This is a genomic window from Alishewanella sp. BS5-314, from assembly GCF_025377695.1.
In the GTDB taxonomy this organism is placed as follows: Bacteria; Pseudomonadota; Gammaproteobacteria; order Enterobacterales; family Alteromonadaceae; genus Alishewanella; species Alishewanella aestuarii.
Map to the genome: position 1 here is coordinate 1771399 of NZ_JACEHJ010000002.1, position 22600 is coordinate 1793998.

Annotated in this window: 22 protein-coding genes and 7 tRNA genes; 19 read left to right on the forward strand and 10 right to left on the reverse strand. The window is 51.4% G+C overall.

Features of this window, described 5'->3' with window-relative positions; genetic code table 11:
• Positions 1 to 281: 281 nt before the first annotated feature.
• From H1D31_RS12675 to H1D31_RS12685, 3 genes are all read right to left on the reverse strand, one after another.
• Positions 282 to 357: transfer RNA gene (locus tag H1D31_RS12675), tRNA-Phe, on the reverse strand.
• Between the two features lie 9 nt (positions 358 to 366).
• Positions 367 to 442: transfer RNA gene (locus H1D31_RS12680), tRNA-Thr, on the reverse strand.
• 44 nt (positions 443 to 486) lie between these two features.
• A tRNA-Phe gene (locus H1D31_RS12685) sits at positions 487 to 562 on the reverse strand.
• A gap of 195 nt (positions 563 to 757) precedes the next feature.
• On the opposite strand from H1D31_RS12685, the gene H1D31_RS12690 reads away from it, so the two are divergent.
• Positions 758 to 3532, forward strand: a complete 2775-nt coding sequence (locus H1D31_RS12690) for a hybrid sensor histidine kinase/response regulator (RefSeq protein WP_261259226.1) — start codon at positions 758 to 760, stop codon at positions 3530 to 3532.
• A 34-nt stretch (positions 3533 to 3566) separates the two neighbouring features.
• On the opposite strand, the gene kdsA is transcribed toward H1D31_RS12690, so the two are convergent.
• The 6 genes from kdsA to hemA form a co-directional block, all read right to left on the reverse strand.
• Positions 3567 to 4415: a 3-deoxy-8-phosphooctulonate synthase gene (gene kdsA, locus H1D31_RS12695; protein ID WP_065954519.1), complete on the reverse strand. Its 849-nt coding sequence runs from the start codon at positions 4413 to 4415 to the stop codon at positions 3567 to 3569.
• Positions 4416 to 4439: 24 nt separating this feature from the next.
• A complete protein-coding gene (locus H1D31_RS12700) occupies positions 4440 to 4817 on the reverse strand; it encodes a SirB2 family protein (RefSeq protein WP_008607337.1) in 378 nt (125 codons plus the stop codon).
• A gap of 82 nt (positions 4818 to 4899) precedes the next feature.
• Positions 4900 to 6465: a DUF3369 domain-containing protein gene (locus H1D31_RS12705; protein WP_261259227.1), complete on the reverse strand. Its 1566-nt coding sequence runs from the start codon at positions 6463 to 6465 to the stop codon at positions 4900 to 4902.
• A gap of 75 nt (positions 6466 to 6540) precedes the next feature.
• Positions 6541 to 7380: a peptide chain release factor N(5)-glutamine methyltransferase gene (gene prmC, locus H1D31_RS12710; RefSeq protein ID WP_261259228.1), complete on the reverse strand. Its 840-nt coding sequence runs from the start codon at positions 7378 to 7380 to the stop codon at positions 6541 to 6543.
• A complete protein-coding gene (gene prfA / locus H1D31_RS12715; protein ID WP_008607334.1) occupies positions 7380 to 8471 on the reverse strand; it encodes a peptide chain release factor 1 in 1092 nt (363 codons plus the stop codon). Before prfA ends, prmC begins: the two co-directional genes overlap by 1 nt.
• 18 nt (positions 8472 to 8489) lie before the next feature.
• Positions 8490 to 9749, reverse strand: a complete 1260-nt coding sequence (hemA, locus tag H1D31_RS12720; protein ID WP_261260092.1) for a glutamyl-tRNA reductase — start codon at positions 9747 to 9749, stop codon at positions 8490 to 8492.
• A gap of 81 nt (positions 9750 to 9830) precedes the next feature.
• Between hemA and lolB the strand changes: the two genes are divergently transcribed.
• The 10 genes from lolB (at position 9831) to H1D31_RS12770 (ending at position 15418) form a co-directional block, all read left to right on the forward strand.
• Positions 9831 to 10439, forward strand: a complete 609-nt coding sequence (gene lolB, locus H1D31_RS12725) for a lipoprotein insertase outer membrane protein LolB (protein ID WP_261259229.1) — start codon at positions 9831 to 9833, stop codon at positions 10437 to 10439.
• Positions 10436 to 11305, forward strand: coding sequence for a 4-(cytidine 5'-diphospho)-2-C-methyl-D-erythritol kinase (ispE, locus tag H1D31_RS12730; RefSeq protein WP_261259230.1), 870 nt, complete (start codon positions 10436 to 10438; stop codon positions 11303 to 11305). Before lolB ends, ispE begins: the two co-directional genes overlap by 4 nt.
• 91 nt (positions 11306 to 11396) lie before the next feature.
• Positions 11397 to 12341: a ribose-phosphate pyrophosphokinase gene (locus H1D31_RS12735; RefSeq protein ID WP_008951343.1), complete on the forward strand. Its 945-nt coding sequence runs from the start codon at positions 11397 to 11399 to the stop codon at positions 12339 to 12341.
• A 165-nt stretch (positions 12342 to 12506) separates the two neighbouring features.
• The gene (locus H1D31_RS12740) at positions 12507 to 13109 is read left to right on the forward strand and encodes a 50S ribosomal protein L25/general stress protein Ctc (protein ID WP_261259231.1); all 603 of its coding nucleotides are present in this window, start codon (positions 12507 to 12509) and stop codon (positions 13107 to 13109) included.
• Complete coding sequence (pth, locus tag H1D31_RS12745; protein WP_008607322.1) at positions 13109 to 13711, forward strand: aminoacyl-tRNA hydrolase; 603 nt, start codon at positions 13109 to 13111, stop codon at positions 13709 to 13711. Before H1D31_RS12740 ends, pth begins: the two co-directional genes overlap by 1 nt.
• 32 nt (positions 13712 to 13743) lie before the next feature.
• On the forward strand, positions 13744 to 14835 hold the full coding sequence (gene ychF, locus H1D31_RS12750) for a redox-regulated ATPase YchF (RefSeq protein ID WP_008607321.1): 1092 nt from the start codon (positions 13744 to 13746) through the stop codon (positions 14833 to 14835).
• Positions 14836 to 15041: 206 nt separating this feature from the next.
• A tRNA-Met gene (locus tag H1D31_RS12755) sits at positions 15042 to 15118 on the forward strand.
• 19 nt (positions 15119 to 15137) lie between these two features.
• Positions 15138 to 15222: transfer RNA gene (locus H1D31_RS12760), tRNA-Leu, on the forward strand.
• Between the two features lie 27 nt (positions 15223 to 15249).
• Positions 15250 to 15324: transfer RNA gene (locus H1D31_RS12765), tRNA-Gln, on the forward strand.
• A gap of 19 nt (positions 15325 to 15343) precedes the next feature.
• Positions 15344 to 15418, forward strand: a tRNA-Gln gene (locus H1D31_RS12770).
• Between the two features lie 450 nt (positions 15419 to 15868).
• Here H1D31_RS12770 and H1D31_RS12775 read toward each other — a convergent pair.
• A complete protein-coding gene (locus H1D31_RS12775) occupies positions 15869 to 17047 on the reverse strand; it encodes an FAD-dependent oxidoreductase (protein ID WP_261259232.1) in 1179 nt (392 codons plus the stop codon).
• Between the two features lie 266 nt (positions 17048 to 17313).
• On the opposite strand from H1D31_RS12775, the gene aguB reads away from it, so the two are divergent.
• The 8 genes from aguB to H1D31_RS12820 all read left to right on the forward strand — a co-directional run bounded on the left by aguB (position 17314) and on the right by H1D31_RS12820 (position 22593).
• Positions 17314 to 18204 (forward strand): N-carbamoylputrescine amidase, encoded by an 891-nt coding sequence (gene aguB, locus H1D31_RS12780; RefSeq protein WP_314733007.1) that lies wholly within the window; start codon positions 17314 to 17316, stop codon positions 18202 to 18204.
• Complete coding sequence (aguA, locus tag H1D31_RS12785) at positions 18201 to 19313, forward strand: agmatine deiminase (RefSeq protein WP_261259234.1); 1113 nt, start codon at positions 18201 to 18203, stop codon at positions 19311 to 19313. Before aguB ends, aguA begins: the two co-directional genes overlap by 4 nt.
• A gap of 17 nt (positions 19314 to 19330) precedes the next feature.
• Positions 19331 to 19609 carry a peptidylprolyl isomerase PpiC gene (gene ppiC / locus H1D31_RS12790; RefSeq protein ID WP_008607313.1) on the forward strand — a complete coding sequence of 93 codons (279 nt, stop codon included), beginning with the start codon at positions 19331 to 19333 and terminating at the stop codon, positions 19607 to 19609.
• A gap of 73 nt (positions 19610 to 19682) precedes the next feature.
• Entirely contained in the window at positions 19683 to 19901 is a 219-nt protein-coding gene (locus H1D31_RS12795; RefSeq protein WP_261259236.1) for a type II toxin-antitoxin system Phd/YefM family antitoxin, read from the forward strand.
• A complete protein-coding gene (locus H1D31_RS12800; RefSeq protein WP_261259237.1) occupies positions 19894 to 20238 on the forward strand; it encodes a hypothetical protein in 345 nt (114 codons plus the stop codon). The genes H1D31_RS12795 and H1D31_RS12800 overlap by 8 nt, the downstream gene beginning before the upstream one ends.
• Positions 20239 to 20367: 129 nt before the next feature.
• Positions 20368 to 21843, forward strand: coding sequence for a DUF1538 domain-containing protein (locus tag H1D31_RS17360; RefSeq protein WP_409976782.1), 1476 nt, complete (start codon positions 20368 to 20370; stop codon positions 21841 to 21843).
• Positions 21840 to 22187: a P-II family nitrogen regulator gene (locus H1D31_RS12815; protein ID WP_261259238.1), complete on the forward strand. Its 348-nt coding sequence runs from the start codon at positions 21840 to 21842 to the stop codon at positions 22185 to 22187. The genes H1D31_RS17360 and H1D31_RS12815 overlap by 4 nt, the downstream gene beginning before the upstream one ends.
• 10 nt (positions 22188 to 22197) lie before the next feature.
• Positions 22198 to 22593 carry a CBS domain-containing protein gene (locus H1D31_RS12820; RefSeq protein ID WP_261259239.1) on the forward strand — a complete coding sequence of 132 codons (396 nt, stop codon included), beginning with the start codon at positions 22198 to 22200 and terminating at the stop codon, positions 22591 to 22593.
• The last annotated feature ends 7 nt before the right edge of the window (positions 22594 to 22600 follow it).

Consider the following 22600-nt stretch of genomic DNA (forward strand, 5'->3'; position numbering starts at 1 on the left):
GAGACGGGAAGCATATCCGAGCGCATCGGAGACGGGAGGCAGAACCGGTTGGCGTCTTAGTGTGGTGGCTTTTTTGGTATCGCAGATGGCGTCTTTGGTACGCGAGCATACCGGAGACGGGAAGCTGAACCGGTTGGCGCTATAGTGTGGTGACTTTTTTGGTATCGCAGATCGCGTCTCCGGTACGCAAGCATACCGGAGACGATAGCCAATACCAGCGTTGAGCTGGTATTGGCTATAAAACGCAAAAAGCCAGCTCTTAGCTGGCTTTTTGCGTTTTATGGTGCCCAGAGGCGGAATCGAACCACCGACACGCGGATTTTCAATCCGCTGCTCTACCGACTGAGCTATCTGGGCAAAACTGGTTGGTGCCGCTTATCCGAGTCGAACGGATGACCTACTGATTACAAGTCAGTTGCTCTACCAACTGAGCTAAAGCGGCTGCGACACGCTTTGGGATATCGTTAGCACCATATCCTAAAATGATGGTGCCCAGAGGCGGAATCGAACCACCGACACGCGGATTTTCAATCCGCTGCTCTACCGACTGAGCTATCTGGGCAATGCCGCGTATTAAACGGATTTTGCGATCTCAAGTCAACAGATATTTTAGAAATGGCTACCGACAGCTTATTAGTTAGCCAAAGCGCTGACATAGCCTTAAAATTTGTACTGCTTTTGGACTAGAAAACTTGTTAAGATAGCGTGATTAAAACCAGAGCTATGTGCTTGGCTGACAACAGATTACGGAATAGGAATGAGCAATAAAACGGTAATTAAACCTGTTTTCTGGCGCTTAGCCGCAGTAGTGAGCCTGTGTTTGGTGATCCAGGTACTTGTGCTGTATTGGATCCAAGCACCCGCGGCACAACGGCATGATGAAGAGTTGCAGCGCCTGGCCGCCGAAACACAAATCCTGAGTCAGGCAGTGCAACAGGCCCTGCAGCAGGATAATAACGCTGCAGCACAGCAACTATTGCAACAAGCCCGAAATAATGACCGCAACCGGGCTATTTACCTGTACCGTTTGCAGGGTTCTCAGGTGGAGCTCTTACAGCATACCGATAATTTACCGAATTTTGTGCCTAATCCGCAATTATCGAACCAGAGCAGTCAGCAACAGCAATTACTACTGGTTAACCGGCTGTTGCCCGAGTTACCCGGCTATGTGATGGTATATGTCCGACAGTTACCCGAAAACAATGTACTGCCACTGTTATTCGCTTTTGCTTTAAGCGTGCTAATCGCCTTGCTATTTGTTGCGGCGCTGAGCTATCAGCTGAGTCAAAAATTCCGCCTGCGCTTGCAGCCATTAGTTAGTGGCTGTCGCGATATGCTGGAACGTCAGCAATACAGTGGCACTCTGGATACTCAGCAGCAAGACGATATTGGTGAGCTGGCACAACATCTGAATACGCTGTTCCGGCGACTCGGTCAAAGTCAACAAGCTCTGCAACAGTCAGAGCAGGATATTGAGCAGTTAAAACAAGAAGTTGAACAACGTATTAAAGAGCGCACCGACGCACTGGAAACCGCCAAACTGGCGGCAGAAAAAGCTAACGACGCCAAGTCGACCTTCCTGGCGACCATGAGCCATGAAATCCGCACCCCGATGAATGGCATTATCGGTACTGTCGATTTACTGCGTAAAACCGAGCTGTCCACCTCACAGTTCCGTATGACAGACACTGTTCGCGAGTCGTCTTTTTCACTACTGCGGATCCTTGATGATATTCTCGACTTCTCGAAAATCGAAGCCGGCAAGCTGGAGCTGGAAAAATTACCGGTGTCGCTGGCCGATATTATTGAAGCAGTTGGCCGGATCCTGGTGTCAGTCGCCTACCAGCGGCAGATTGATTTAAAACTGTATATCGATCCGCGGATCCCTGACGGCTTGCTTGGTGATCCGGTTCGACTGCGGCAAATTTTGTACAACCTGGCCGGTAACGCCATTAAATTTACCGAAACCACACCGGAGAAAACCGGTGTGGTGGTAATTAGTGCGGAATTGCTGGAACAAAATCTGGAGTTCACTCAGGTCAGACTGAAAGTTGCTGATAATGGCCGCGGCATGACCCAGCGCCAAATCAACTATGTTTTCCACCCATTTAATCAGGCTGAGGGTTCAGTCACCCGTAAGTTTGGTGGTACAGGTCTCGGACTCTCGATCTGTCAGCGCTTGACCGCGCTGATGTATGGTGAAATCCAGGTAGAAAGCGAACCTGGTAAGGGTACCGAGTTTAGTGTCAGGCTGCCAATGCGTCGCTCAGACGAGACCAGTTATTTATCAAAAGACAGTCTCAGCGATCTGGTGATCTGCTTATTTACGCAAGACAGTGATAATCAGCAACATTTATCCGACTATTTATTGTATAGCGGCGCAGAGCTACAGATCGCCAATAGTGTCGATGCTCTGCTGCAGCGGGCTGAGCAATTTAAACCCTTACCAGCGAAACAACAGGCAGTTTGGTTGCTGGACGCGACCTATGAACAGATTTCGATGCGGGAGCTAAGTACGATCATCACGCATCCGATGCTACAAAGTGTAAAATTTGTGGTCATTACCAATCAGTTGGAGCTATCCGACACCACCTTCGACAATGTGTTTTATGTGCATAGCGCCCCGCTTTGCCGCAGTCAGTTACTGGACGGCATTCTGATTATTACTGGTCGCAAAGCCCGTCAACTGCAGCCGCAGCATAAGCAACCACTGCATCAGGGGTCTGTTCCTGATATCGAACAAGCCCGCCAAGCCGGTAAGCTGGTGTTGTTAGCTGAAGATAATCTGATGAATCAACGGGTGATTGTTGAGCAGTTGAATGCGTTGGGTTATGCCGTAGAGGTCGCTGATGACGGCGCCATCGCCCTGGAGAAATGGCGCCGCTATCATTACCCGCTGCTATTAACCGATCTGCATATGCCGAATATGAGCGGTTATGATCTGGTCAAGGCGATCCGAAAAGAAGGCTTACAACGGCCTGATGATGTTGATTTTACCCGTATTATTGCGCTCACTGCTAATGCGCTGAAAGGTGAAGAACAAAAATGTCTGAGCATCGGTATGGACGCCTATATCACCAAGCCACTTGAGCTGCAGACCTTACAGACAGTGATGCAGCGCTGGTTACCGCTGGATCAGGCGCCAGCACCATCAGAGCGCAGCAAGAAGAAGCCGGATACCGAACAAAGCAGCCCGGTATCGTTCTCCACACTAAGCAGTTTCCTGGGTGATGCCCCGCTTAAACATCAGGAGTATCTGCAATACTTCACACAGCAAGCCAGCCCAATGTTGCAGCAGGCAACAACAGAGTTGAGTAATAGTAACCGTAGTGAACTGCGCAGTCTGGCACATCAACTCAAAGCGATGGCGAAAAGTATCGGCGCCAATGCCCTGGCAGAACAATGTTTACAACTGGAAAAGGCCGCTGAAGTTTCAGATTGGACCGCATTACGGGAAATACTCGGCACTGTGCAACAGGAATATCGCAAAGTGGTGGCTTTTATTGAGCAACGTTATGGACCGGCCACCTGATGGTGGCGGTCCAATCAGCTAAAATAGCGCTGCTCTAGCGTGCCGAGGTATCTAAGGCAGGAAAAGCTTTGATTAACTGGTCCAGTGCCTGCATCTGTTGCAGGTAGGGCTCCAGCTTAGCCAACGGCAAGGCACAGGGGCCATCACATTTTGCCTGATTTGGATCCGGATGCGCTTCAATAAAGAGTCCGGCCAGGCCTAATGCCATACCCGAGCGCGCCAGCTGTGCCGCCTGCGCCCGCCGGCCATCAGCCGAATCCTCACGACCACCCGGCTTTTGCAAGGCATGGGTGGCATCAAAGATCACCGGTGCGTACTGCTTCATCTCGTCCATACCCAGCATATCGACCACCAGGTTGTTATAACCAAAGCAAGAGCCACGCTCACACAGAATGACCTGCTCATTACCGGCTTCCTGAAATTTTTTCAGAATATGCCGCATTTCATGCGGTGCCAGAAATTGTGGCTTTTTAACGTTAATCACGGCACCGGTTTTTGCCATCGCGACCACTAAGTCGGTCTGCCGCGCCAGAAAAGCCGGTAGCTGGATCACATCAACGACCTCGGCCACCGGCGCCGCCTGATAAGGCTCATGCACATCGGTAATCAAAGGTACCTTGAAGGTGTGCTTAATTTCTTCGAAAATCCGCAGCCCTTCTTCCAAACCCGGACCACGATAAGAGTGCACCGACGAGCGGTTTGCCTTATCAAAGGAGGCTTTAAACACATAGGGGATCTGTAATTTCTCGCACACCCGCACATAATGCTCGGCAATGGTCAGTGCCAAGTCACGGGATTCCAGCACATTCATACCGCCAAACAATACAAAGGGCTTATCGTTGGCGACATCAATGCCGGCAACCTGGACCACCTTATTCAACATAATTCAACCTGTTCGCTATTAACATTAAAGAGGTAAAAACAACGGTGTTTTACTCAGCGCAACCCGCACCATCAGCCCCAACCAACCTAAAGCACCTAAGAACGACAACCAGCGGATTGCCGCAGTACGGCCTTTTAACGCCGAGTAGCCCAGCGCGATATAGGCAAGCAGCGCCAGTACTTTTTCTGTCAGCCAGGCATCAACAAAGGGGTACTGCTGAATGGTAAACATCAGCGCGACGGCTGATAATAATAAAAACGTATCCACCACATGCGGGGCAATTTTCAGGAATTTTTGCTGTAACAAACCAGACTCTCTGACGCGCAGCGCAAAGCGCAGACAAAGCAAGGCTACGCTAAGCGCAACCAGTAACAGATGCAGGTGTTTAAACGCCATATACATAACAACTATCCTAAATGCGGCGTGTCAGCCGGGCCAGTGATAGCGGCACCGGCTGCACGTGTTTCGGTTAACTCGCTGCGGATTATACCCCGTCCGCGTCATGCGCATCCGGGTATTTTTGTAATATTGCTTCCAGCTTGGGTACGATCACTTTGAAAGTTTCAACCAACTTGGGGTCAAATTGTTTACCAGCCTGCTGTTCTATTTCGGCCAGTACCTGCTCTAAAGTCCAGGCATTTTTATAACAGCGGCGGTGGCGCAGCGCATCGTAAACATCAGCCAGGGCGGCGATCCGGGCATAGATATGAATATCTTCACCTTTTTTACCATCCGGATAACCACTTCCATCCCATTTCTCGTGGTGATCCCGGGCAATGATAGCGCCGGCCTGTACGATAGAGCGCTTGGAGCCTTTCAGAATGTTGTAACCGATACTGGCATGGGTTTGCATCACCTGCCATTCCTGGTCTGTCAGATGCGCTGGCTTATTTAAAATAGTATCCGGGATGCCAACTTTACCGACATCATGCAACGGCGCAGCAAACATCAGTTTTTCGGCATCCAAATCCGACAAACCATAGGCTTTCGCCAGTTCATAGCAAATAAAGGCAATACGCCGTACATGGTTGCCGGTTTCGACCGAACGCACTTCTACCGCTTCACTTAAGCGATAGACGATTTCGCGCTGGGTATCTTCCACCTCATGTTGCAGCTGCACATTTTCATATGCCACCTGGACATTCTGCGCAAACAGTTCAATCAGCTTTTTCTGGGTTTCATTAACCGGGCCGGGCAAGCCTGAGACATAAAGCAGTGATCCCTGGGTGAATTTACTGCAGCAATAGGCCACCAGATAGTTATCGCGATAAACAATATCCTTGGTGGTTAACGCCGCCTCAAAGGCTTCCAGTAAGCTTGGGTCCAGCACATCCTTAATGGGCTTTCCTTCTTTACTTTCAAACTCGCCCTGACCGGCAAACACCACCAGATCGTGCGGGTCGGTAGTCTGGACGTTGCCGGCAACCAGGGATGAGCTAACGATAAGGGCATCTTCATCACAACCGAGCACTGAGGTGAGCTGTTGCAGCACACCGTCAATAAACTGCTCCATTGAGTGCGATGAGAACAGGTCGACCGAGGCTTTAATAATTTTCTCCAGCCCCTGCCGACTTTGTTCCAGTGAGATAATATCGCGGTAGGATCTTAAGCTCGACATCATCACGGTAAACAGCTTTTGTGCGGTCAGCTCGGTTTTGGATTTGTAATCATTAATATCGTAATTAACAATCACCTGCCGTTCCGGTGCCTGACCAGGTTGGCCGGTACGCAGAATAATGCGCACAAAATGGTTATGCAGGGTTTCGCGGATATAACTGGCCACCAATAAACCGGCATCGTCGGTTTCCATCACCACATCCAGCAGCACCACCGCGATATCGGGTTGGGCTGCCAAGACTTTTTTGGCTTCGGCACCGGAATAGGCGCTGATAAATTCCAGCTTTTTGTGCTGAAAACTAAAGTCATTTAACGCCAACCGGGTGACGGCATGAACCTCAGGTTCATCGTCAACAATCAGGACTTTCCAGCAACCATTACTGACCTGATGCGGCTCTTCAGGCTCAGCAGCAAACAAAAATTCATCGGACATGACACGCTCCCGGCAACCTTATCTTACTGTTATAAGCCGGATTTTTTGTCAGGTCAAAATATTTAACATTTTTATTCAGTTATCGCGAGGCAGGAACTGACCGCCACTGATGCGCCAGTTACCACCATAATCGCGCACTGAACTGACCTGAGAGAATCCGCCAACGCTGAGTAACTGCTGTACCTGCTCAGCCTGGTTATAACCGTGCTCCAGCCAGAGCCAGCCACCGGGCTGTAAATATGCCGGCGCGCTGGCAATAATCTGTGCCAGATCCGCCAGACCCTGCTCTGCCGCCACCAAGGCTGACAGAGGTTCAAAGCTCAGTGCCGCCAGATGCGGATCGGCTGCTTCTATGTACGGTGGATTACTAACGATAAGATCATAGCGCTGGCCGCTAAGGGCGCTAAACCAGCTGCTTTGCAAAAAACGACTATTACGGCTTTGCAGCGCAGCGGCATTACGCTGTGCCAGCGCAACGGCATCCGGATTAAGATCAACGCCGGTTAGCTGCCAGTGTGGCCGGTTGACGGCCAGTGCCAAAGCGATAGCGCCGGTACCGGTACCCAGATCTAACACCTGCGCCTGTGGTGGCAAATCCAGAGCCAGCGCCTGATCAACCAATATTTCGGTATCCGGCCGCGGGATCAGAGTACAGGGTGCCACAGCCAGCTCCAGACCATAGAAGGGCCAATGCCCAAAGATATAGGCCAGAGGCTCTCCCTGCAGCCGCCGCTGCACCAACGGTTGCAGTTGTTGCTGCTCAGCGGCAGTGATTTCCCGCTCCGGGTAGGTATACAGATAGCCGGGCTTGCAGCCCAGCAGATGGCACAGCAATAAACGTGCTTCCTGTGCCGGATTATCGCTCAGACTCCCGAGTTGCTGACTCAGTAGCTGCACGCATTGCTGCAAGGTCATCAGCGGTTTTCATCAGCCAGCATCGCCAGCAGATCAGCCTGATGCTCGTGTTTCAGCGGTTCAATCACCTGCTCTAACTCCCCTTCCATCACTTCATTTAAGCGGTAGATGGTCAGGTTGATCCGGTGATCGGTCAAACGGCCTTGCGGGAAGTTATAGGTGCGGATCCGCTCTGAACGGTCGCCACTGCCCACTAATGAGCGGCGGGTGCTTTGCTCTTCCAGCCGACGCTTTTCATCTTCTGCCGCCTGTAAGCGCGACGCCAGCACACTCATCGCACGGGCACGGTTTTTATGCTGTGAGCGCTCATCCTGACATTCAACGACGATGCCAGACGGTAAGTGGGTAATGCGGATAGCAGAGTCGGTACGGTTTACGTGCTGACCACCGGCGCCAGAGGCACGGTAGGTATCAATTTTCAGATCGGCCGGATTGATCTCAATGGCTTCGCTTTCCGGGATTTCCGGCATAATGGCCACAGTACAGGCCGAGGTATGTACCCGGCCCTGCGATTCGGTGGCGGGTACCCGTTGCACCCGGTGACCACCGGATTCAAATTTCAGGGTGCCGAAAACGCCCTCGCCTTGCACACTGGCGATCACCTCTTTAAAGCCACCGTGCTCGCCTTCATTGGCACTGACAATTTCCACCCGCCAGCGCTGCCGCTCGGCAAAACGGCTATACATGCGGAACAGATCGCCGGCAAAAATCGCCGCCTCGTCACCACCGGCACCGGCGCGGATCTCCAGAAAGCAGCTGTTATTATCGTTCGGATCCTTAGGCAGCAGCAGGATTTGCAAATCCGTATCCAGCTGCTCAATGCGGCTTTTCGCCAGTTTATATTCTTCCTGCGCCATTTCGCGCATCTCAGGATCGCTGTCTTTTTGCATTTCTTCGGCCATCAGCAAGTCTTCCTGCGCTTGCTGATAACTACGAAATGCCTTGCTTAACTCTTCCAGCTGGCTGAATTCTTTGGACAATTCGCGAAAGCGCTTTTGATCGCTAATCACCGAGGCGTCGCTTAACAGCGCCTGGACCTCTTCGTAACGCTCAACCAAACCTTCCAGCTTGCGGTATACCGATTCTTTCATTTTAGGATTAAAACCTGTTTATAAATCAATAAGGAGTTTGACCAGCTCTGTCGACTCTGGCTGCTCAGACTGTAATAAATGCCGGATAGTCCGGGTGGGGCTGTGCATCAGGCGGTTGCTAAGTTTATTCGCCAGTTCCGCCATCACTTTTTCCGGTTCCTGGCCGGCGGCCAGTTGCTTTTGCGCCCGGCTCAATAACTCGGTTTTCACTTCTTCGCAGCGCTGCCGGTAATCACGTAGCCAATCGGCTTTATCCTGTAATTGCAGCCACTGCATAAACTCAGCGCTGCCGCTTTGTACCAGCACCCCGGCCTGCTCTGCCGCCTGCTGGCGGTTATTCAGGTTTTCCGCCACTATGGTTTGCAGATCGTCTACGGTATAAAGATAGGCATCTTCCAGCTCCGTAACCTGCTCTTCGATATCCCGCGGTACCGCCAAATCGACCAGAAACATCGGCTTATGCTTCCGCTGCTTCAATGCCTGCTCAACCATACCTTTACCAACAATCGGCAAGGTGCTGGCGGTAGAAGAAATCACGATATCGGCTTCATGCAAGCGGGCCGGTACCTGCGACAGGGTTAACACCTGCGCATTAAATTGTCGCGCCAGAGCTTCGGCACGTTCATAGGTGCGGTTAGCCACACTCAGACTGGTTTCCCCCTGCTCTGTTAAATGCCGGGCCACCAGTTCAATGGTCTCGCCGGCACCAATCAGTAGCACCCGTACCTGTTCTAACTTACCGAAAATCTGTTTTGCCAGGCTGACGGCAGCGAAAGCGACTGACACGGCGTTAGCGCCGATCTCCGTCTCGGTGCGTACGGCCTTGGCGACGGCAAAGGTTTTTTGAAACAGCCGTTCAAATTGTGGGTTAATGGTACCGGCCTGACGTGACTGATTATAGGCCTGCTTCACCTGCCCCAGGATCTGCGGCTCACCTAACACCAGTGAATCTAAGCCGGCAGCCACCCGCATTAAATGATTCACCGCATCCTGCTGTTGATACAGATACAGATGCTGCTGCAGCTCTGTCAACTGTAACTGATGAAAGCCAGCCAGCCAGTGCAACACCTGTTCAGCCTGCTCGGCAGCACCGCTAAAATACAGTTCGGTACGGTTACAGGTGGACAAAATCACCGCATCGCTAATCTCCAGCTTGCTGGCAAGCTGGTGCAATGCATCCGGTACCTGCTCGGGCGCAAAGGCGAGTTTCTCGCGCAGCGCCACCGGTGCCGTTTTGTGATTAATGCCTAGTGCAAAAATGGTGTTCACCTGTATCATATCGGGATAGGGGGCGAATTGTACGAAAAAGCCCGAATTAAGAAAAGCAAAAGCAGATAAGCCAACGTAAAGGACCATAGCTTGAGTTCACTCTTCAGAATGTTAGCGCTGTTAGCAATTGCCCTGTTAAGCACTGCCTGTACCAGCACCAAGACCTTACCCGGTACCCAAACGGTACTGCCACAAAGCGAACGACAGCAGCAACTGTCGGCTATGCACAACTTTACAGTACAGGCCTCGATTGGTATTAAATCACCGGCCGAAACCGTCAGTGGCAATTTGCGCTGGCAACAACAGGATGCCAATGCTTATCAGGCAAGGCTGGCTAATATGCTGGGTATCAGCCTGTTTGAACTGACGGCCAGTAGCGAACTGACCGAACTGTTGGTGCGGGGCGAGCGCTATCACGCGGCCGACGCCAGTAATTTACTGTGGCAACTGGCTGGCTGGTCTATTCCGCTGCACGATATGGCGCTATGGTTACGCGGCCTGCCGGGTGACTCGGCAACTAACCTGCAATACGACGCCGCTGGCCGCCTGGTAAGTTTTACCCTGACCGACAGCACCGGTATTCGCTGGCAACTGACCTACCGCAGTTTCTTTGATGATGCCTTATCTCTACCCCGGCAATTGCAGCTACACAGTGCCGATACCCAGGTCAGACTGGTGATCCGGAGCTGGCAGCTATGACCCTGACCTTACCCGCTGTGGCCAAGCTGAATTTATTTTTGCATATCACCGGCCGCCGCGATGATGGCTACCATAATCTACAAACGCTGTTTCAAATGCTCGATACCGGCGATGTGCTGCACTTTACCCCGGATCAGAGTGGTGAAATTAGCTTAAGCTGTGATATCGCCGAGCTGGCCGGGCAGGATAATCTGATTTACCGCGCAGCCATGTTATTAAAACCTTTGGCGGGCGCCTCGGCCGGTTGTCAGATCCGGCTGGAAAAACACCTGCCAATGGGCGGCGGCCTGGGCGGTGGCTCGTCGGATGCGGCCACCACCTTGCATGCACTTAACCTGTTATGGCAGCTGCAATTAACTACTGCAGAACTGGCGGCACTGGGTCTGAAACTGGGTGCCGACGTGCCGGTTTTTGTGCACGGCCAAACGGCCTTTGCCGAAGGGGTTGGTGAGCACTTACAGCCGGTTTCACTGCCGGAAAAGACCTATTTGGTCGTCACACCTGCTTGTCATATCAGCACGGCAGCAATATTCCAACATATTGATTTAAAAAGAGATACACCTAAGATCGGCCTGGCAGAGCTACTTAGCAGCCCATGGCAGAATGACTGCCAGCCGCTGGTCGAACGGCTGTATCCGATTGTTGCAATAACCTTACAGTGGTTGCTAGAATATGCGCCGTGTCGAATGACGGGTACTGGCGCCAGTGTGTTCGCCGAATTTCCGGACGCGGCCAGTGCTCAGCATGCCCTAGCGAACCTGCCGGCAAACTGTCGGGGCTTTATCGCCAGAGGGGTTAATACGTCGCCTTTATTTGCGGCCTTAACTGATACAGTTTACAGCAACTCGAGCCGCCATTCAGTTTAGCCGTTGCCGGAGTATTTTTTCCGGCAGCAACTATACTCAACAGCGGCTTTTATGATTAAACCGGACTCACAACTGCCCTGAGGATCCTACCGTGCCCGACATGAAGGTTTTCGCTGGTAACGCCATACCAGATCTTGCCAACAAAATCGCCAGCCGTCTTTACATCAAACTGGGAGACGCCGCTGTCGGTCGCTTCAGTGATGGCGAAGTCAGTGTGCAAATCAACGAAAATGTACGCGGTTCAGACGTCTTTATTATCCAGTCTACCTGTGCCCCTACTAACGACAATCTGATGGAACTGATTGTGATTGTTGACGCCTTACGTCGCGCGTCAGCCGGCCGGATCACAGCAGTGATTCCTTACTTTGGTTATGCCCGTCAGGATCGTCGGGTACGTTCAGCCCGGGTACCTATTACCGCCAAAGTAGTCGCCGACTTTTTATCCAGCGTTGGCGTGGACCGGGTATTAACGGTCGACCTGCATGCTGAGCAAATTCAGGGCTTCTTTGATGTGCCGGTAGACAATGTATTCGCGACGCCGGTACTGCTGGACGATATGCGCAAAAAAGCCCTCGAAGCACCGGTGGTGGTATCGCCGGACATCGGTGGTGTAGTGCGCGCCCGTGCGGTAGCCAAACTGTTGAATGATGCCGACCTGGCGATTATCGATAAGCGCCGGCCAAAGGCCAACGTATCCCAGGTGATGCATATTATCGGTGACGTCAAAGACCGTGACTGTATTATTGTTGACGATATGATTGATACCGGCGGTACCCTGTGTAAAGCAGCGGAAGCGCTGAAAGAACAAGGCGCCAAGCGGGTATTTGCCTATGCTACCCATGCGGTTTTCTCTGGCCGGGCGCCGGAGATTATCAGTGAGTCAGTGATTGATGAGCTGATCGTCACCGATACTATCCCACTGTCTGCGGCGATGCGTGCCATTCCTAAAGTACGGCAGCTGACGTTAAGTGACCTGATCGCAGAGTGTATCCGCCGTATCAGTAACGAAGAATCGATCTCGGCGATGTTTGATTAAGCAGCAAGCTAAAGTTGAAAAAGGCAGGTTATCCTGCCTTTTTTATTGGCAACAGCTTTTATTTGCAGCAACCAGACGCTGGTGGTAAGATGTCGCGCCTTTTAAACGGGCAACAGGTTATGGCTGGTCGCAAGCCGTAACAAATTCTAATTTTTGGAGTACATCATGTCTGATGCAATTTTCACGTTAAATGCAGAAGTCCGCAACGACTTGGGGAAAGGTGCGAGCCGCCGCCTGCGTCATGCTGACCAAGTGCCAGCGATCATCTACGGTGGTCATAAGCCAGCACTGTCTATCACTTTAGATCACGCTAAGCTGTTAAAAGCACAAAGCTTCGAAGCTTTCTACTCTCACATCCTGACCATCAACGTTGGCGGTGAAGAAGTTAAAGCTATCGTGAAAGCGATGCAACGTCACCCGTTCAAGCCAAAAATTCTGCACGTTGACTTCCAACGCGTAGAAGCTGGCCATGAGCTGCACACTACTGTTCCGGTACACTTCCTGAACGAAGATGCTGCTGCGAAGAAAGGCGGTGTTGTTGTTCACGGTCTGAACGAAGTTGAAATCACCTGTTTACCACAGGATCTGCCAGAGTTTATCGAAGTTGACCTGGCTGATGTCGCTGTAGGCGTTACCCTGCACCTGTCTGATATCAAAGCACCAAAAGGCGTTAAGTTTGTTCAGTTAACCAAAGGCGAAGGTCATGACCTGCCAGTGGTTTCTGTGAACAAGCCAGCTGGTAAAGCTGAAGACGCTGCCGCTGAGTAATGTCTGATACTGTTCAGCCTGCTGTACAGTTAATCGTGGGCCTGGGTAATCCGGGCCCCGAATATCAATACACCCGGCACAATGCCGGTGTCTGGTTTGTAGAGCAACTTGCCCGCACCTATCACTGTAATCTGAAACCCGAAGCCAAATTTTTTGGTCTGACCGGCAAATTTATGCTGGCCGGGCAGGAATACAAACTCCTGGTGCCGACTACCTATATGAATTTAAGCGGCAAAGCCGTACTAGCTATGGCACAGTTTTATAAACTGGCGCCGGAGCAAATTCTGGTAGTACATGATGAACTGGCGTTACCGCCGGGCAGTGCTAAATTCAAGTTCGCCGGTGGCCATGCCGGTCATAACGGCTTGCGCGATATCACCAGCAAACTGGGCAATAATCCGAATTTCTATCGTTTGCGCTTAGGCATCGGCCATCCGGGCCACAAAGATCAGGTCACTGGCTTTGTGCTGGGTAAGGCGCCCGCAAGCGAACAAAAACTGATCGACCAGAGCATAGAGGAAGCTGTTGCCTGCTTTGCTATACTGGCACGCGACGGTCTGGTAAAAGCCCAGAGCCGTTTACACAGCTTTCAGGCCAGCTAAGCTGGCCCCACCGCAGATTAAAGGATACATTCATGGGTTTTAAATGTGGCATCGTAGGTTTACCTAACGTCGGCAAATCTACTTTATTCAACGCCTTAACTAAGGCTGGTATCGAAGCAGCTAACTTCCCGTTCTGTACCATTGAACCAAACACCGGTGTGGTCCCGGTACCGGATCTGCGGTTGGATAAACTGGCGCAAATCGTTAACCCACAACGCGTAATCCCCACCACCATGGAATTCGTCGATATCGCCGGCCTGGTAAAGGGCGCGTCTAAAGGCGAGGGTTTAGGCAATAAATTCCTGGCCAATATCCGCGAAACCGATGCTATCGGCCATGTGGTGCGCTGCTTTGACGATGAAAATATTATCCATGTTGCCGGAAAAATTGACCCGGCTGACGATATCGATACCATTAATATGGAACTGGTGCTGTCGGATATGGACAGTGCCGAACGTGCGATTTTACGGGTACAGAAAAAAGCCAAAGGCGGCGATAAAGACGCCAAAGCCGAACTGGCAGTGTTGGAAAAAGTAAAAGCCCACCTGGAAAACGGTTTAACGCTGCGTCAGCTGGAGCTGGATAAAGAAGAAAAGGCACTGATTGCCTATATGAACTTCTTAACCATTAAGCCAACCATGTATATTGCCAACGTACTGGAAGACGGTTTTGACAATAACCCGCATCTGGATGTAGTGCGCGGCATCGCTGCCAAAGAAGGCGCCATCGTAGTACCAGTGTGTGCCGCTATCGAATCAGAAATCGCCGAGCTGGATGATGAAGAAAAAGCCGAGTTTATGGCCGATATGGGGCTGGAAGAGCCAGGCCTGAACCGTGTGATCCGCGGTGGTTACTCACTGTTAAACCTGCACACCTACTTTACGGCCGGTGTCAAAGAAGTACGGGCCTGGACTGTTGCTGTCGGAGCCACAGCACCACAAGCTGCTGGCGTGATCCATACTGACTTTGAAAAAGGCTTTATCCGCGCGGAAGTGGTGTCTTACGATGACTTCGTGCAGTACAACGGTGAAGCCGGTGCCAAAGAAGCCGGGAAATGGCGTCTGGAAGGTAAAGATTACATCGTTAAAGATGGCGATGTGATGCATTTCCGCTTTAACGTCTAAGCGCTTTTTCGTTACCAAAGCACTGATTAAGAGCCGGGTTTACCCGGCTTTTTGCCATCTTTTGCTAAGCTTTTCACGCTATTCCAGCCCTACTGCATAGAAATTCGGCAAACAAGCAGACAGAACCGGAATATGCGAAAAAAACGGTTGACGCTATTTCCTCAGATCAGCATAATACGCGCCACTTGCTTAGGACAAGTTTACGTGGCTACATAGCTCAGCTGGTTAGAGCACAGCACTCATAATGCTGGGGTCGCAGGTTCGATTCCCGCTGTAGCCACCACTTTACTTTTCTCATGCATGCGGAAGTGGCGAAATTGGTAGACGCACTGGATTTAGGTTCCAGCGCCGCGAGGCGTAAGAGTTCGAGTCTCTTCTTCCGCACCATCCTAAACAAGTAGCTGTAGTTTCTGCAGGGGCGTAGCCAAGCGGTAAGGCAGCGGGTTTTGATCCCGCCATGCGTTGGTTCGAATCCAGCCGCCCCTGCCATTAACTCAGAATTCCCAGTAGGGGCGTAGCCAAGCGGTAAGGCAGCGGGTTTTGATCCCGCCATGCGTTGGTTCGAATCCAGCCGCCCCTGCCATTATTCAGAGAACCTGACCATGTGTCGGGTTTTCGCTTTTTGGTGTTTGGCTAAATTTTACAGCATCACGATGGCCCACTCGCAGACATATAGATTTTTCAGCGTCAAGAGCGGAGTAACGCCCTCAGCTGGGTAGTAATTTTCTCCACCGGCTTCAAGGATCACATCCCTGTGCCCTTTCAGCCTCCGCAGCATCCCTGCTGCTGTTACGAAAATTCTACCGCAGCTAAGGGCTTAAATGACATCGGTTAGACGTCACGAAAAGCATCTTTGAACACAGCAGATATAAAACGAGGTGGTAAGCATTCCGTGCACTTTGTAAGGGAATGTATTTTTCAGGGATGAAAAATGCAAGCGTACAGGGATGTATTCACAGCGTGTCCCGTCAAAGTTGTACGGTGTGCTTGCCGCCGGATGCTATAAACTCAACGCTGCGAAACTAACTATCTTCTAAAACACCGAATTCCCCACGGCATACTTAGTTAACAACTGCTTCGCCAGCCCTGCCTTAGCCGCTAACCTAAGCCCCTGCTGCCGCAACAACGAAAGCGGAGCTGATTCCCGGCTAAAGGTCTGATAAATCACATCCATCGCCCCCATCATCAGCGTATTCTGCATACGCCGCTGCCGCTGATACTGCTGTAAACTATCCGCATCCGTGAGGGACTTGCCAGCGCTTAAATTCGCTGCCAGCTGTTCAACCAATAACATCGCATCAGCAAAGCCCAAGTTTACCCCCTGACCGGCCAGCGGATTAATGGTATGCGCTGCATCGCCGGCTAATACCACCCGGCCCTTAACATATTGCTGTGCCTGCATCCGCGCCAGCGGAAACCAGGCGGAGCCTTTTAACTTAATGGCGCCAAGCTCTGGCGGGAACGCATCAATAAAGGCCTGCTCTAAAGCTTTGGTGCCTAACGCCGCCAATTGTTTAACTTTGGCTGCTTCGTCATACCAGACTAAAGACGCCTGCGCGCCGGGTAAGGGTAGAAAAGCGCGCGGGCCACTGGGGTAAAACTGTTGCCAGGTAATATCCTGCTGCGGATAGGGTGTATCGACATAGGCCACTAGACAAGCTTGCTGATATTGCCAGCCGGCCGTACCGATGCGTGCCAGCTGCCGCACTTTAGACTGAGCACCATCGGCACCAATTAATAACTGGCACTGCAGCTCACGACCATCGTTGAGTGTTAGCTCCACGCCCTGCTCGTCTTGCTGGAGCGCAGTAATTTCACAATCAGTCAGCACCGTGATTGGCTCAGCAAATTGCTGCCACAGCGCCAGCTGTACCAGGTTGTTTTCGACAATATGGCCAAGGTGACGCTCGCCAATTTCACTGGCAGCAAAGCGCAGCTGCGCCTTGCCCTCGCCTGCCTGTAAATATTGATACGGGCAAAGCCGCATTTGCTGCAGGTTTTGCCAGGCGCCGAGTGCTGTCAGCCAACGTTCGGAACGCAGATTTAACGACGACACCCGTAAATCAATAGCACTTTGCGCCTCGAACGGCGCTGGCGCCTGACGCTCCAACACGGTAATCGACAAGCCTAAGCGACTAAGTGCAACAGCCAGGGCTGCACCGACCATACCGCCGCCGCTGATCACCACATCGCTGGTTATTCGGTTTTGCATCTTTTTGTCCTGCTTTTCCCGCACTGCGGCAAGTAATTCCGGTAAAATTTTGCTAAGGTTAACAACAATTTTGTAGCGTGCAAAACAGCCAGATCAAATAAGCCGAAAAAAGATTGACGGCTGACTGAAAATGCGGCATTTTGCGCGCCCTGTTGCCCGGCTACGCCGCGGCGGCAAAGCGATAGCCGACATGCTGGCAAAGCTGATGTCGGCTATATACGCCGGTACCCTGTAGACCGGACTTATCACTGCTGACTTGGAGAGATCTGATGCGTAATGTAACGGTTGCTGCTACCCAGATGATTGGTGGCTGGAATGTCGAAGAAAATATCGCCCGCGCGGAAAAACTGGTGCGCCAGGCGGCGGCTCAGGGCGCACAAATCATTCTGTTACAGGAACTGTTCGAACGTAACTATTTCTGCCAAAAGCAAAAGCCTGAGTATTTAGGTTTTGCCGTGCCGGTAGAAGAAAACCCGGCGGTAAAACACTTTGCCAAGATTGCCAAAGAGCTGGCAGTGGTGCTGCCGATCAGCATTTATGAGCGTGCCGGCAACTGCCTGTACAACACTGTGGTGATGCTGGATGCCGATGGCAGCAATATGGGCATTTACCGCAAGAGCCATATTCCGGATGGCCCGGGTTACAGCGAAAAATACTACTTCACCCCGGGCGATACCGGTTTTAAAGTCTGGAATACCCGTTATGCCAAAGTGGGCGTCGGTATTTGCTGGGATCAGTGGTTCCCGGAGTGTGCCCGTAGTATGGCACTGCTGGGCGCTGAGCTGATTTTCTACCCCACTGCCATTGGCAGTGAGCCGCATGATGCCACTATTAATTCCCGTGACCACTGGCAGCGCACGCAGCAGGGTCATGCGGCGGCAAACTTAACGCCGGTGATCGTATCTAACCGCATTGGTACTGAAACCGAGGGCGATTTCTCCATTACCTTCTATGGCAGCTCCTTTATTGCTGACCACAGCGGTGCCAAGGTACAGGAAGCGAACGAAACTGACGAAGCCGTACTGGTCCATACCTTTGATTTAGACGAAGTAGCCGCCATTCGTCGCGCCTGGGGCGTATTCCGTGACCGTCGCATCGATATCTACGATACGCTGCTGACCAAAGACGGCAAAATCAATCCGGAGAACAGCAAGTGAGCCAAACGCTAACCTCTACCCCAAAACAAGACGGTTTTAGCATGCCGCCCGAATGGGCGCCGCATAAGCAAACCTGGATGATTTGGCCGGAGCGCACTGACAGCTGGCGTTTAGGTGCCAAGCCGGCACAAGCCGCCTTTGTTACCGTAATTAAAGCCATCGCCGGCTTTGAACCGGTATCGGTTGGCGTATCGGCGGCACAATATGCCAATGCCTACGCCCAGCTAAGCCAGGCTAATACCAAGTTCCCAATCCGGGTGGTCGAAATTTCCAACAATGACGCCTGGTGCCGTGATACCGGCCCGACCTTTGTTACCAATGGCAAAGGGGAAGTCCGTGGCGTGGACTGGACCTTTAACGCCTGGGGTGGCCTGAATGGCGGCCTGTATTTCCCCTGGGATCGCGATGATCAGGTTGCCAGTAAAATTCTTGGCATTGAGCAGCTGCCGCGCTACCGCACCGAGGGCTTTGTGTTGGAGGGTGGCGCTATTCATGTCGATGGTGAAGGCACCCTGCTTACCACAGCTGAATGCTTGCTCAATGCCAACCGCAACCCGCATTTAAGCCGCGAAGAGATTGAAGCCGTGCTGCGCGAGCATCTGGCCATTGAAAAAGTGCTGTGGCTGGAAGACGGCATCTTTAATGATGAAACTGACGGTCATGTCGACAATATGGCTTGCTTTGTCAAACCCGGTGAAGTGTTGTTAGCCTGGACTGACGATGAAAACGATCCGCAGTATGCCCGCAGCAAGGCGGCGCTGGATTATCTAGAAGCCAGTACCGATGCGAAAGGCCGCAAAATTAAGGTGCATAAGCTGCCGGTACCGGCGCCGATTATCGCCAAAGCCGAAGAATATGCGTCTGTTGATCAGTCAATGGCAGCGATCCCTCGCGAAGCCAATGCCCGTCTGGCCGGCTCTTACATTAATTTCTATTTATGTAATGGCGGCTTAATTCTGCCCACCTTTGATGATCCGAACGATCAGGTCGCAGCAGAGATCCTGCAGCAGCTGTTCCCGGCGCATCAGGTAGTGACGGTACCAGGCCGGGAAATCCTGCTTGGCGGCGGTAATATTCACTGTATCACCCAGCAGCAACCTGCTGGTTAATCGCGGGAGCAACGACCATGGCCAAAGCCTGCGCCTTACATATTCTGGTAAAAAGCCGCGAACAAGCGGAAAAGCTGAAAAAGCAACTGGAGCAAGGCGCCGACTTTGGCAAACTGGCAAAACAACACTCATTGTGTCCGTCTGGTAAAAAAGGCGGTGACCTCGGTGAATTTCGTAAAGGCCAGATGGTCAAGCCCTTTGATGATGCGGTCTTTAAAGGGCCGCTGTTAAGTGTGCAAGGGCCGGTTAAAACCCAGTTTGGCTTTCATCTGATTAAAACCCTCTATCGCAGTTAGCTCGCTATTTGCCGATTGCAATACGCTCTGCTAAGCTGAATCAGTCTGAAAAAAGCCTTTTAAAGGACTGCCAATGCAAACTGAGACCATCACCTACCTGAAAGAACATGCCAATACGCTGGAACTACAGGAAGAGCTACTGATCACCAAAAACGGTAAGCCGGCTTTTGTGGTGCAGTCCTATCAGGATTATCAATTCCAGCAGGATACCCTCGCTTTATTAAAATTATTAAAACTTTCCGAAAAGTCATTACAAGATAAGACGTTAACGCTGGAGCAAGCCTTTGACTAGTGGCTACAAGCTGGTCGCCTCGCCACTGTTTCGTTTATCCCGGCAAAGGTTGCAGGCATTTTTAACCGAAAAGTATTCCGCAGAACTGGCGAACCAAACGCTGGCTGGCATTAAAGAGCAAATCGCCACGACTTTACCCATGCAGCCACTGATTGCGCCAATTAGCGAACGCTTGTTCAAGCTGGGCTTAACCGAATACCGGCAATGGCAGTTGGATAAACATAATCTGCTATTTTATCGGGTCGATGTCAGGCAGCAACAGCTTGAGCTGTTACTGCTAATGGATAGCCGGCAAAATGTGCAAAAGCTACTCTATGAGTTAACCTTATTAATATAGAACGGGTTGATAGCGCCACAAATACCCATTTTTTGATCTGGAACTAACTCTGCCGGATTATTGCATTAGACGAGGCTAACACCTTTACGTTAAGCTAAATCTTAATATGCCCAACCAAAAGGACAACCGGTGCTGCAACCCTTTCTCCATCAACTGGTACATGCTCTAAAAAACCTGTTACCTATAGTACTGGTGGTGCTGATTTTCCAGCTAGGCGTCTTTCAATCGATCCCGGCAAATCCGCTAAGTATGATTATCGGCCTGCTGGTGGTGGCAGTTGGCATAGCGCTGTTTCTGATGGGGTTGGAGCTGAGTATTTTTCCGGTCGGTAAAAATCTTGCCAACCAGTTTGCCCGCAAAGGCTCGCTGCCGTTACTGATGTTTTTTGGTTTTGCTATTGGGTTTGCCGCCGTAATTGCCGAGCCGGCCCTAATTGCCGTTGCCGAACAAGCACAGCTGATTAGTGAAGGCCGGGTCGATGGCCTGACCCTGCGCCTGATTGTCGCCAGCTCGGTCGGTTTGGTGATGGCAATTGGTGTATTGCGAATTATCCTTGGCTGGCCGATCCATTGGTTAATGATTGGCGGCTATATCATTGTCCTTACTGTCACCTTTTTCGCACCGGCTGAAATTGTTGGTCTGGCGTATGACTCTGGCGGCGTGACGACGAATATCGTCACAGTACCACTTATCGCGGCATTGGGTTTGGGTCTGGCAAGCTCGATTAAAGGCCGAAATCCGCTTACTGATGGCTTTGGCCTGGTGGCGCTGGCGGTGATGGTACCGATGATCAGTGTGCAACTTTATGGCATCTGGGTGTATCAGTTTAGCAGTGCGGGCATTGCGACAGTCGCAGCGGTCGCTGAAACGCAGCCACACTGGCTGTTAAAAGTGCTGCTGGATCTGGCCACTATGGTCAAAGATATCTTGCCGATGATTTTGGTGGTGTTGGTATTCCAGTATCTGGTGCTGAAAAGACCCCTGGCAAACCCGTTAAAGGTGACTTTGGGTTTTGCCATGGTGCTGTTTGGTCTTTATGCCTTTGTGCTCGGGCTTAAGCTGGGTTTATTTCCGGTCGGCACCTTGATGGCTGAGCAGCTGATTAATCGCGGTATGAATAGCCTGATCCTGTTATTTGCCTTTATGATTGGTTTTGCCACCACCATGGCTGAACCGGCATTAATCGCCATTGGTAATCAGGCCGAAGAAGCCGCCAAGGGCAAACTGAAAGGCTCAGTGATCAGGCTGATAGTGGCACTGGGTGTGGCTATCGGCATCAGCATTGGCGTATACCGGATAATCAGCGGTGATTCGATCCACTACTATATTATGGCCGGTTATATTGTCGTCGTACTGCTTACGGCCATGGCACCGAAATATATTATTGCCCTGGCCTTTGATTTAGGTGGCGTGACCACCTCAGAAGTGACAGTGCCGCTGGTTACCGCCCTGGGCATTGGTCTGGCCACGGCGATTGAAGGGCGCAATGTATTAATTGATGGCTTTGGCCTGATCGCCTTTGCCTCTATTTTCCCGATTATCACCGTGATGATGTATGCGATTGTCGTGGAACAACTCAGTAAAGTCAGGAGTGTAGCAGCGTGAAATTTTCTGCCATAGTGGTCATTGCACCAGAGGATCTGGAGCAACAAGCTATAGATGATGCCAAGGCAGCGGGTGCCACCGGGATCACCATTTTATCCGGCCGCGGCATTGGCGGCGAAGAGAAGAAAACCTTCTTCGGTATGACCTTTGAGGGTAGCCAGTCGGTGCTGCTGATGGTCGTCGCCAAGCACCTGTCAATGCCGATTCTGAAGCAGATGCAGCAGATACTGGTGCAGGACGGCAAGTCACGCGGCATCGCCTTTACTGTACCGATTGACCATCTGACCGGTCTGGATATGGCGCAGGTGATGAAGTTTGAACAACATTTACGGCAGCAGGATTAGGAGCAATAAGATGACTGTGAAACTGGTTCAGGATCTGATGGTGAAAAATGTGATTACCATTTCACCCTTTAGCACCCTGCGTGAAGCCCTCAGCTTAATGAAGAAGCACAATATCAAATCCTTAGTTGTAGACCGTCAGGCCGAGCATGATGCCTATGGCCTGATTACCTATACCAATGTACTGAAAACCATTGTTGCCGAAGAAGGCGATATCGACCTGATTAATGTGTATGACGTTTGCGTAAAACCCGCGATTACCGTTAGCCCACGGCTGGCAGTAAAACATGCGGCCTCCCTGATGAGCCAGCATAAACTGAAGCGCTTACTGGTAACCAGTGATAATAAGCTGGTTGGTCTGTTGGCGATGGATGATCTGGTGGCAGATATTCTGAGTCTGATTGAATAAGCAGCAG

Bases quoted from the DNA above. Each gene is read 5' to 3' on its own strand.
- H1D31_RS12690 (WP_261259226.1), top strand. From the start codon at position 758: ATGAGCAATAAAACGGTAATTAAACCTGTTTTCTGGCGCTTAGCCGCA.
- kdsA (WP_065954519.1), bottom strand. From the start codon at position 4,415: ATGTTGAATAAGGTGGTCCAGGTTGCCGGCATTGATGTCGCCAACGAT.
- H1D31_RS12700 (WP_008607337.1), bottom strand. From the start codon at position 4,817: ATGTATATGGCGTTTAAACACCTGCATCTGTTACTGGTTGCGCTTAGC.
- H1D31_RS12705 (WP_261259227.1), bottom strand. From the start codon at position 6,465: ATGTCCGATGAATTTTTGTTTGCTGCTGAGCCTGAAGAGCCGCATCAG.
- prmC (WP_261259228.1), bottom strand. From the start codon at position 7,380: ATGACCTTGCAGCAATGCGTGCAGCTACTGAGTCAGCAACTCGGGAGT.
- prfA (WP_008607334.1), bottom strand. From the start codon at position 8,471: ATGAAAGAATCGGTATACCGCAAGCTGGAAGGTTTGGTTGAGCGTTAC.
- hemA (WP_261260092.1), bottom strand. From the start codon at position 9,749: ATGATACAGGTGAACACCATTTTTGCACTAGGCATTAATCACAAAACG.
- ispE (WP_261259230.1), top strand. From the start codon at position 10,436: ATGACCCTGACCTTACCCGCTGTGGCCAAGCTGAATTTATTTTTGCAT.
- H1D31_RS12740 (WP_261259231.1), top strand. From the start codon at position 12,507: ATGTCTGATGCAATTTTCACGTTAAATGCAGAAGTCCGCAACGACTTG.
- pth (WP_008607322.1), top strand. From the start codon at position 13,109: ATGTCTGATACTGTTCAGCCTGCTGTACAGTTAATCGTGGGCCTGGGT.
- ychF (WP_008607321.1), top strand. From the start codon at position 13,744: ATGGGTTTTAAATGTGGCATCGTAGGTTTACCTAACGTCGGCAAATCT.
- H1D31_RS12775 (WP_261259232.1), bottom strand. From the start codon at position 17,047: ATGCAAAACCGAATAACCAGCGATGTGGTGATCAGCGGCGGCGGTATG.
- ppiC (WP_008607313.1), top strand. From the start codon at position 19,331: ATGGCCAAAGCCTGCGCCTTACATATTCTGGTAAAAAGCCGCGAACAA.
- H1D31_RS12795 (WP_261259236.1), top strand. From the start codon at position 19,683: ATGCAAACTGAGACCATCACCTACCTGAAAGAACATGCCAATACGCTG.
- H1D31_RS12820 (WP_261259239.1), top strand. From the start codon at position 22,198: ATGACTGTGAAACTGGTTCAGGATCTGATGGTGAAAAATGTGATTACC.